The sequence below is a fragment of the Methanococcus voltae PS genome (assembly GCF_024807035.1).
Classification (GTDB): domain Archaea; phylum AGJL01; class Methanococci; order Methanococcales; family Methanococcaceae; genus Methanococcus; species Methanococcus voltae.
This window is the reverse complement of record NZ_JANUCQ010000007.1, coordinates 1-11,632: the sequence shown is the minus strand read 5'-3', so window position 1 is coordinate 11,632 and position 11,632 is coordinate 1. Positions and strand designations below refer to the sequence as shown.

Here is an 11,632-nt window from a genome sequence, read left to right as displayed (position 1 = left end):
AATTCCTGTAGAATCAGTTACTGTAGCGTTTATTGTAATATTTGCTTTATTTTGTAATCCTATTGGAGAATTTAAAGTAACTTTTGGAGCTGTTGAATCCAAAGTAAAGTTTATTACTTTCGTTTTAACGTAATTTCTAGCAGTATCGTAAGCAGTTATTATATAAGTGTAATTACCACTGGATAATGAATTAATAGCGGAAGTACTGTATATATTTCCACTAACATTTCTTAAAGAAATGTTTTCTCCATTTAATTGAACTGTTACGTTTTTAACTTCTACGTTATCAGTTACTGTAGCGTTTATTGTAAATCCTGCGTTTACAACAGTTCTATTTGGGTTTTCATTTGTTATTACTGGTTTTGTTAAATCAACTATAACTTCATTTGGTTGTGTATTATTGATATTTCCTAAATTATTCGTTGCGTGGATAGTTATATTATAATTGCCTTCTGTTAAGGCATCGGTATTTCCAAGGTAATTATTTCCATCTTTTAATAAAGTTATATTCTTATCTACGATAGTAGATTTAATGTTTGCCAGTACTTCTTTTATTCCATAAGTGTCAGTTACAGTTGCATTTATTGGAATAATTGTTTCATTAAATATTGAATTATTTGTAGGTCTTGCTATTTCCATAACTGGCTTGGTTTCATCTACTATGAAAGTATATTCATTTGTATAACTGTTTTTATACAAATCTGTTGCAGTTACTTTTAAAGTATAAGTACCAGCTTCTAAATTACTTATCAGTTTGGAATGGAGGTTTTCATTATTCGGGTCTTTGATTAAATCGTATTTCAATTTATTAGTTCCTTTTGTTATTGAAATATTAACAGTTGATTTTTCATTAACTGTTACTTGAACATTTGTTGCTATTCCTACTGTTGAACCAGCTGTAGGTTTAACAGTAATTATCTCTGGAGCTGTTGTATCAACGCTAAAGGTTATTTCATCTGTTACGTTTTTATTCCCTACATTATCTTCAGCATAAACTTTTAAACTATATTTATCGTCTGCTAAGTTTTTGCTTACGGTATAATAGCTATTATTAATATTCATTGTAGTATTGGTTCCATTTATGTTTGCCATTACTTCTTTTATACCATTTGTATCATTTACAGTCGCATTTATAAATATATCACTTGTATTGTATATTTTATTACTTATTGGAGTGTTTAAAGTAACATTTGGAGCTTTTGTATCTATAACAACCCATAGTTTTTTAACAGCTCTATTTCCCATATTATCAAAAGTATATAGTTTTAAAGAGTAATTTTTATCCAATACGTTATCATATGTTGTGTTATAATATTTGGTATGGTCTGAGAGTGTAGTATTTGAGCCATCTAGTTCAGAAACTATTTTATCAATACCATGTTTATCTACTGCAGTTACATTTACCTTAAAACTATTTTTATTAAATATTGATTTATTGGCTGGCGAATGTACTGTGAAAGTAGGTGCTGTTGTATCAACGCTAAAGGTTATTTCATCTGTTACGCTTTTATTTCCTACATTATCTTCAGCATAAACTTTTAAACTATATTTATCGTCTGCTAAGTTTTTGATTAAGGTATAATAGCTATTATTAATATTCATTGTAATATTGGTTCCATTTATGTTTGCCATTACTTCTTTTATCCCTATTGCATCTGTTGCAGTTGCATTTATAAATATATCACTTGTATTGTATACTTTATTATTTATTGGAGTATTTATTGTTATTTCAGGCGCCTTTGTATTTATAACAACCCATAGTTTTTTAACACTTCTATGACCTAGATTATCAAACGCATAGAATTTTAAAGAGTAATTTCCGTCAAGTAGACTACCATACCCTATAGAGTAGTAAGTAGGATACTCTGTCATAGTATGATTATAACCGTAAAATTCAGATTCTATTTTATCAATACCGCTTGCATCTACTGCAGTTATATTTACTATAATATAATTTTTAGTAAATATTGATTTATTAGCTGGTGAAACTATGGTCATTATTGGACCTGTTGTATCAATACATTTTGGTAAATAATCAACCAAATCTGCTTTTACTACATACGGATTATCACAAAATCCATCGCCATTGTTATCAGTACTATTATATTCAGACCAACCTGTACCTGTTGGAGTAAACCAATAGTTTCCTCCACCGTTTTCTTTTGTAGTATTGAGGTAATTTAAGCCCATATAAGTATCAAGATTGTTCGAATTATTGAATATATTGTTATATAGTATATTATTAGTCGAAGATTCCAAATATACTCCATTCTGATTATTATTTGAATAAATGCTATTGTTGAATATGGAACAATTAATAGCTTGTAAGGTGTATAGTCCTACTCCACTACTATCGTATATTTCGTTGTATTTTAGGATTGAATCATTAACAAACCATAGCACCATGCCATTCCAATTATCATACATGGTATTATTTAGTACAGTATTATTTACTCCTTGCACCCTAATACCGATTGCACAATCTTGTGCAGTATTGTTAAAAATAATACTGTCATTACACCTGTAAAGGTATATACCTTCAGCCGTACAATTTTGTATATTAAAATTTTTTATTGTAATATTTTTATATTCCGTACTGACTTTATAAACTAAAATGGCTCTATCTGCACTTTCCTGTCCATCTATTGTAAATCCCTTTCCATCGAGTATTACATCATTACTAGTAATTTTAATAATATCTCCAGTATCATGAGATATATTATTTGTTAAATAATATTTACCCGGTGTATTTATTGTATACGGTCCATTTATAGCAGTATCTGCATAAACTGTATTAACAGCCAACATTGTTACTATTAATAACATAAAAAATGTTATTTTGTAGTTTTTGTTCATAGTATCCTCCATAATTGTTATATAGTTATTTATTTAATTAATTGGATATATAATTTTTTATTTAATACTACTATAAAATAAATTGAATAAATTTAAAACAGATTATTAATTAAAACTATATTACAATAAAGGAAAGGTAATAAATGATAATAAAATGAATAATGTAAATTTAATTTATATGCCATATATTGGTATCTTAAAATAATTTGTGCTAATCATTTTTTGGTAAAATAATGTAGGTATAACCATCTTCTTTTTTAACAAATTTACAATTGTCTAAATTCGTCTTATCGTTAAATAACTCCTTTATTTCCGATTTAATCATTTCTAAAATTTCTTCATTTGAAATTAGTTCATCCTCATCTACATCCATATGTACAATTAGTGAATCTTTTTCCCTATTGTTCTCAAATGGCGTAATTTCAAAAGTTGCATATTCATTTTTGAATTTATATAGTATGTTTTCCATCTCTTCACCTCAAAACTTACAATAATAAATTTTTATTTAAAGATTTATATATTTTAATATTTTGTTAAATGATGAAATTTAAATTAAAAAATTAAATTAAAAAATTAATAAAGCTAAAAGTTAGTAGTTAGTAAAAAATAATAAAAAATAGTAAAATTAATAAATTAAATCCCTCCAACATCAACATTTTCAAGGATTATCTTTTTTTTAAATCCTCCATTTTTTAATAATTTAGATTTTCTTATTTTTTCAACAGCTTCTAAATCAAAATTATTAATTTTAGATATTGAATATATAACTTCTAAAATATCTGCAAGTTCTTCTTCGCAAGGATTATCTTTAAATTCTGCAATTTCTTCGTTTAATTTTACATAGAGCTTTATTTTATATTCTTCATCACTCGCAATATGAAAACTTGCTTTTTTACCATCTTTTTCAATAATATCTACAATATTATCTCTTACGAGTTTGTGGTGTTGAATTTTCATATTATCCCTTCGAAGCTATCCAAAATTTTCTAACATAATCTTTTTTAATCGCTAAATTTAATTCCTTAGTAATTTTACTTGTAGAGTATATTGAATTTTCCAATTTTTTTAAGAGTAATATATTTCTATCTTCTAACTTTTCTATAGTATTTTCTGCAGGCGTTTTATTTGATTTACTCGAATTTATACATCTATTACAATAAACTAAATTCCATATGTCGTCAGAGTACATAAAAGACCAAGGTATAACGTGGTCGATTGAAGTTAAACCATCGGATAATTTTTCACCACTATAAAAACAATACCTATTTTCATCTTCAAACTCACAGTCTAAAAACTTTTTAAATTTATTTAAGCTATTTCTTTTAATTTCAGGCTGGTCACAAACTTTTACTTTTGAAGATATTCGAGGAGATAAGTTAAAACCTTCTAACATTTGCGTCCATCGATAATTTATTATTTGAAACATTAAATCAGAATATTTGTTTAAAATCATTGCATCTTCTAATTTAAAACTAACAGTCCTTTTTTCTAAGTCTAATTCATAAATTTCATAAGTATTTCTATTTAATTTTTTAAATCTCCAAGCTACATTTTCGGGTAATACCTTAGAAATCTTTTTTATAGTATTTTTGTAAGATTTTTCTAAACCTAACGCTTTAAAATCTATTTTTTCATATTTTTTAGGATTATTTCCTGCAATAAGTTTGTATTCATTTATTAATTTCTTAACGTGCTGTATAATAACTGGTAATTTTGTAAGATTAGACCCCTGTACTAAATCGAAGTATATTGTTTGATTCCAATAATATTTTAAATATAGCTCTGCAATTTCTTCAAATGTAAAGGATATTGTTTCTTTTGAATTGAATTTACTAATTGTTTTAAGCTTATTATCTGTCAATGTTGTATTTAAAACGCATAATTCTACCAATGCCTTAGCCCACGCCATTTTATATGTATTATCATAACTACAATTTGTTATTACGTTATTCCAAGTTGCTATATACTCGTTGATAATAATCCCCTCAAATTTAATAAAAATATATTTTGGTTTAAGAATATAAAATATTACCGAAATAATTATTTTTAATTAAACAAACAAAATATTAGTTCTATTTTTTTAATTTCTTACTTTTAATGATTTACTATTTCAATTTTTTAGAGTATACTATTAACTCAAATCAACAATTATTTAATTAAATAACTATACATATATCCATAATATTATGGAGGAAATATATATGAAACTAAATAATAATCTAATATTTTTTACGTTACTAATGGTAACAATGTTGGCTGTTAATACAGTTTATGCAGCATCTGAAACCGCCAATACAAATTATGACGCATTTGGAATCACTATATACAAACCAGGGATTCATTACATTAGTCATAAAATATTGGCTAACAAGTGTGACGCCATCACAATTAAATCCGATAATGTAACAATTATAGGTACGGGTGTTCCTTTAACTTCTGAAAATGGTTTAGTACGAGGTATTTATGGGCAAAATTTAAAAAATATTACAATAAAAAATATGGCTATATCTAAGTACCATAAAGGTATCCATATGGTTAATGTAATCAATATTTCCATCATAAATAATACCCTAACCTCAAATGGTGATTATAATATCTATTTAATAGACTGTCCAAACAGCACTATTATAAATAATACCCTAACCTCAAGTATAACAAGGGATATTTACGCTGAGAATTGCCCCAATTCCCTTATTATAAATAATACAGTAAATTCAAATGGGGATACGGGTATTCATTTGAAAAAATCTCCAAATAGTACTATTACAAATAACCGAGTAAGTTCGGGATATTATGGTATTACGCTATGGAGCTCTCCTAATAGCTCCTTTGTAAATAATACTGCAGATTCAAGCGAATATGGCATATATATATTTAATTCTCCAAATACCCCCATTATATATAATACAGTAAATTCAAACAAAAATGGTATTTGTATAGATAATTCTAAGAATAATACCGTTATAAATAATACTGCAGATTCAAATAGTATTGCAGACGTTGTGATAGATTATTCTTCTTATAACTGTGTTCTCATCAATAATTCTTTAGATACACGAGGACTTAGGATAGGAAATACATACGACCATATCGGTGGTATAAATACGCATACTGTGATAAATACGACGATAAATGGTAAACCAATTTATTATTATAAAAATAATAATACTAAAAAAGTTCCTGAAGATGCGGGGCAAGTAATACTTATGAACTGTTCGAATATGCTTGTTGAGAATTTAAACATATCAGGTGCATATTATGGAATAACCGCACAATATGGTACAAATTGTAATTTTACCAATAATACTTTAAATTCAAATGGTTATGGTATCTATATAGAAAATTCTAAAAATAGTACAATTACCAACAATAATGCAAATTCAAATGACAATATTGGCATTTATTCCGGTTATTCTAAAAATAGCACCATTATAAATAATACTGTAAATTCCAACCTCAAAGGTATTTATTTATCGCATTCTACGAATAGCACAGTTATAAATAATACTGCAGATTCAAACATTAGATATGGTATTCATCTATGTAGCTCACAGGGCACCTCCTTAATGAATAATATAGTAAGTTTAAACGGGGTAAATGGCATTTACTTACAAGAATCTAATAATAATCAAATAATAAATAATAGATTACATTTAAACAGGGATGCAGGTGCCTTTTTATCGAATTCCCATAATAATTATATTATAAAAAATATATTTAACAACACAAAAAATTTACGTATGGGATATGGTATAAATTACTGGAACACTACAAAAGAGAACGGTGGAGGAAACTACTGGTTTACTCCAAAAGGTACTGGTTTTTCCGAAACACATGCTGATAACAATGGCGATGGATTTTGTGACGAAGTATATAAAATAGATAATCATAACATAGATTATTTACCAATATATTATGAAAACTCAATCTTTGCACTAGTTCTAGAGCCAAAAAATGATAATGAAAATAAAAAAAATAAAATAGATGCTTCAAAATCTATTAAATCTAAATCATTAAGAAGAACAGTTTCAGATTCAACTGTAGTTTATGGAAGTAACTTCGATAAACAGTTAGCAAACAGTTTAAAAGAAAATACCTATTCAGACGATACTGAAATAGATAGAGATACTATAATATTAGGTGGTCCTGTATCCAATAGAATAGCTAATCAATATAACGATAGATTTAGTATTCCAGTAACTAACGATAATCCAGGAACTAATAGAGGAATTATACAAGTTATAAGTATTCCTTCAGGTTCATCTTCAATAGTTCAAAGTTATAAGTTAATCTATATAGCTGGCTCTGATAGATTAGGAACTGAAGCTGCTTTAAAATATTTTGAAACTCTTACTGAGTTACCTGACGAACCTATAACTGTAGAATGGGTTGACGGTAAATCAGTATTAGTTTAATCCTTTTTGATGAAACTTTTTTTAAAAGTTTCGTTGAGTGGACTTCTGATGGATTTAAGGTAATTGAGTAAACTCAATTACTACTTTTTTTATTTTTTTAAAAACTAGTTAAAATAGTTTAATATCTTTAAAATATGAAATTTTGCTTGTATTTTTTCTTGCCCAGATTATAATAGGGTATTCCATAATATGATGCGTCATTAAATCATTATTTTTATTTTTACAACATTTAAATCCTTTTCAATATCTTTTGAACTATATACTTCATTTATTTTAAAAATATGCATACATTCGTTTATCAACTTATTTTTTGGCATATCCTTTATATATTCATCATAACTTACAAAAAACCTTTCGTTTATTTAGTAATGAATTATCTTTAAATTCTTCTTTTCTATTCATTATAATTTTATAGTAAATTAAAACACTTTTTAAGGGTAGTATTAAAATTTAATATTTATTATTTATTAATTAATACTTTATAGGGGAGGGCTTATAACTATATATTTATATATTATATTATCATAACGTTAACTAGTTTTTTAAGTTAGTTAACGCCATGGTGATCATATTGTTATTTAATTCCCTAAATTATTTAATATTCCTCCCATTAGTATTTACAATGTTTATTCTTACCAATTCTAAATATAGGTGGTTGATATTATTAATTGCCAGTTATTACTTTTATATGAGTTGGAATCCAGCATATATTTTATTAATAGTAATATCTACAATAATATCCTATTTAACCGCACTAAAGATGGGCAAAATCTCCGAAAAGGCAGATAGAAAACCTTATTTATATATGAGTTTATTTTTGAATCTGGGATTATTGTTTATATTCAAATATTATAATTTTTTTAATGATTCATTAACTCATTATTTAAGTCTACCTATGTATTTACCTACTTTTGATTTATTATTACCTGTAGGTATATCTTTTTATACATTTCAGGCGTTAAGTTATACGATTGATGTGTATCGAAGCACTAAAGAACCGGAGAAACACTTTGGAATTTATGCACTCTATGTGTCATTTTTCCCACAACTTGTAGCAGGCCCTATAGAGCGTTCTACACATTTACTACCCCAATTTAGGGAAAAATACAAATTTAACTATGGTAAAACAGTTTCAGGATTAAGACTAATATTATGGGGTTTTTTCTTAAAATTAGCAATTGCAGATAATGTGGCACCAATAGTTAATGCAATATATAATAATGTCCATGATTATACTGGAGCACCATTAATTATAGCCACCATATTCTTTGCTTATCAAATATTTTGCGATTTTGCAGGTTATTCGTATATTGCAATAGGTTCTGCAAGGATATTGGGCTTTGATTTAATGGATAACTTTAAAAGTCCTTATATGTCCAGATCATTTTCTGAATTTTGGAGAAGATGGCATATTTCATTATCTACTTGGTTTAGAGATTATTTATACATCCCATTGGGTGGAAATCGTGTTTCAAAATTAAGACATTCTTTAAATTTGTTTATAGTATTTTTAGTTAGTGGATTATGGCATGGTGCAAACTGGACATTTATTATTTGGGGGGGAATACACGGTGCTTATTTAGTAGTCGAAAATACGATCATGCAATTGTTAAATGGAAAAGAGTTGAAATCAAATATATTCCTGGATATTTTAAAAGTAATGGTTGTATTTTCATTTGTATCATTTGCTTGGATATTTTTCAGAGCAAATGATATAAGTGATGCGTTATATGTGTGCACGCACTTGTTTACTGGGATTTTTAGCACGCCTGCTTCTGAAGTACTTGAAAAATTTTATAGCCTTGGTTTTGGAGCCTATTTGTTCTTAAAAATTGTTGGTTCAATAGCAATATTAGAATTTGTTCACTTAATGCAAATTACTAGGTTTGGTAAATGTAATGCACTAAAAACGTATGCAAGATGGCCCATTTATTATTTTTTAATATTTTGGATATTATTAAATGGTGCCTTTCAATCGAATGAATTTATATATTTCCAATTTTAGGTGATAATTTGAATAACTTATTTAAAAAAAAATTAATAATATTTGTCATATTATTTATGTTATTATTAAGTAGTTTAAACCTAATGTATGTTTCTACAAATGGGTATAAAAGTCTAAATAACGTGTATAAATTTAATAATATACCTCATAATTTAGAATTGGTAAATTTTGGAACATCACATGGTATGAGACTTTATTATGACAATGAGCCATACACCACGTTTAACTTTGCCTTGTCTTCTCAATTATTATATTATGATTACTATATGCTAAAACAATATTCCAATTATCTTAGTGATAATTGTGTAGTTATTCTACCGGTTTCATATTTATCGCTTTATCAAAATTATAGTGAACAAATATCATTACAAGAACCAAGATATTACGGAATTCTAAATCCAAAATATTTAAACCATACTTTTGAAAAATATATTCGTTATGAATTATTCCCTGTATTATCTTCAAAAGCCAATATCCGATATATATTTAAAGACAGAAATAGCCCATACCAGGATTGGGAATATTCCAATGATACAATGAATGAAAATGATTTAAAAAATAATGCAAAAAAACGTATTAATTATTTCTTCTACGATGAAAAAACCATTAATGTAAACCCTATTGAAAGTCAATCAATAATATATCTTAAAAAAATCATAGAATATTGTAAAACTCATAATTATAAAATAGTATTAATTACAACTCCCCTAACAGATTCATATCATGAAAGAGTTCCTCAAGAAGTTTATGACGAATTTTATAAGATTGTTCCTGAAATAGCAAAAGAATACAATGTTACATATATAGATTATTCCAATTATTCAAAAATATCTTCAAATAATACGTTGTTTCAAGATTCCGATCATTTAAATCTTAAGGGTAGAACGGAATTTACAAAAATATTAGTAAAAGACTTACAAAATAAATCTATATTGGAGATAAAATAAATAAATAAATAAATAAAATTCAATTCGAAAATAAATCTCATAATTACGTCTAATAATCTATAATTTATTATTCATTAAATACTATTTTGATTTTTTTAACCAATTTTTTAGAATACAAACTAATTTATTTATTATTAATTAAATATAAAATTATTCATTTAAATCGTAAACATAAGGATAAAATAGTATTCTAAATAATGTCGTGTAAGGAAATATAATATAAATAGTATGAATAATAAAATAATATCAATGAATTTCAAAATCTTTAAAATTAATGGTCAATTTAAAATTTAGAAAGTTAATTTAATAGTTAATCTAAAAGTTTATACTAATCTTTGGAGTTGAATTATGTGTATATTAAAAAATTTAAGAATTTCAAGAATTTAGCATTGTTGATAATTTTATTTGTTTTTATAAATCCAGTATTGGGATTAGAAAATGGAAGTTTAGATAGTTACGGATATACTGCCGATGATTGGATTGAGGAAGGAAATAATTGTGCTAGTATAGGGCAATATGGTAAAGCATTAGAGTGCTATAACAATGCCATAGAATTAGAGCCAAATAATGATAATATTTACATTTATAAAGCATACTTACTTTATGATTTAGGACGGGATAATGAAGCTTTAAATTATTGTGATAAAGCTATAGGTGTAAATCCAACTAATTATCTTAATCAGATGGATAAAGGCTACATACTTCACGAATTAAGTAGATACGAAGAAGCTATAGTCTGCTATGACAAATCAATACAATTAAACGATAGCAATTATATATCTTGGTATCGTAAAGGAAACGCACTTCAAGAATTAAGTAGATACGAAGAAGCTATCCAATGTTATGATAAAGCTTTGGAATTAGACCCTAATAACGTAGATATTCAAAATAATAAGAAACTTGCGGAAGAATTCAAAAGTCATTTTGTAACTTCAAATACAAATACAAATACAAATAATAAAAACTCACAAAATAATGGCATTTTAGAATCTGTAAATTTCATGGATTTAAATTGGATTTTGATATTATTGTCAATTTTCATAGTTGCTACAATAATTATAATTGGAATAAAGCAATATAATAAAAAATATAATAAAAATAACATTAGCGAAATTAAAAATAAGACTAATAATAATAAAGATAAAAATAAAAAAGTAACGAAAGCTAAAGCTAAAACTAAAATAAGTTCGATACCGAAAAACGTTGAAGAATACAAAAATAAATCCGCTGTAAAAGACGAAGTAGGAATAAAAGAAGATGTAGAAAAGGCACCTGTTGAAGAAAAAATTATCAATAACAAAGTTAAAGAAGAGGAAGTTAAAGAAGAGGAAGTTAAAGAAGAGGAAGTTAAAGAAGAGGAAGTTAAAGAAGAGGAAGTTAAAGAAGAGGAAGTTAAAGAAGAGGAAGTT

General features: G+C 26.2%; 8 protein-coding genes. 4 read left to right on the top strand and 4 right to left on the bottom strand.

All coding sequences use genetic code 11. The annotated features are described in order from the left end of the window. The 4 genes from M2325_RS08190 to M2325_RS08175 form a co-directional block, all read right to left on the bottom strand. Positions 1–2,856 (bottom strand): Ig-like domain-containing protein (locus M2325_RS08190; RefSeq protein WP_259052672.1); only part of this gene is annotated, 2,856 nt, incomplete at its 3' end. Between the two features lie 211 nt (positions 2,857–3,067). Next, the gene (locus M2325_RS08185) at positions 3,068–3,325 is read right to left on the bottom strand and encodes a hypothetical protein (protein ID WP_209590685.1); all 258 of its coding nucleotides are present in this window, start codon (positions 3,323–3,325) and stop codon (positions 3,068–3,070) included. Positions 3,326–3,489: 164 nt separating this feature from the next. Further along, positions 3,490–3,813, bottom strand: coding sequence for a nucleoside triphosphate pyrophosphohydrolase (locus tag M2325_RS08180; protein ID WP_259052662.1), 324 nt, complete (start codon positions 3,811–3,813; stop codon positions 3,490–3,492). Position 3,814: 1 nt separating this feature from the next. Beyond that, positions 3,815–4,747 carry an HNH endonuclease domain-containing protein gene (locus M2325_RS08175; protein ID WP_259052659.1) on the bottom strand — a complete coding sequence of 311 codons (933 nt, stop codon included), beginning with the start codon at positions 4,745–4,747 and terminating at the stop codon, positions 3,815–3,817. Between the two features lie 310 nt (positions 4,748–5,057). Here M2325_RS08175 and M2325_RS08170 point away from each other — a divergent pair, with 310 nt between their 5' ends. The 4 genes from M2325_RS08170 to M2325_RS08155 form a co-directional block, all read left to right on the top strand. Then, positions 5,058–7,271, top strand: a complete 2,214-nt coding sequence (locus tag M2325_RS08170) for a NosD domain-containing protein (protein ID WP_259052653.1) — start codon at positions 5,058–5,060, stop codon at positions 7,269–7,271. Between the two features lie 559 nt (positions 7,272–7,830). Next, on the top strand, positions 7,831–9,276 hold the full coding sequence (locus M2325_RS08165; RefSeq protein ID WP_310572601.1) for an MBOAT family O-acyltransferase: 1,446 nt from the start codon (positions 7,831–7,833) through the stop codon (positions 9,274–9,276). Positions 9,277–9,284: 8 nt separating this feature from the next. Then, entirely contained in the window at positions 9,285–10,223 is a 939-nt protein-coding gene (locus M2325_RS08160) for an SGNH/GDSL hydrolase family protein (protein ID WP_259052651.1), read from the top strand. A 350-nt stretch (positions 10,224–10,573) separates the two neighbouring features. After that, the coding region (locus M2325_RS08155; protein WP_259052649.1) for a tetratricopeptide repeat protein at positions 10,574–11,632 on the top strand (1,059 nt) is incomplete at its 3' end.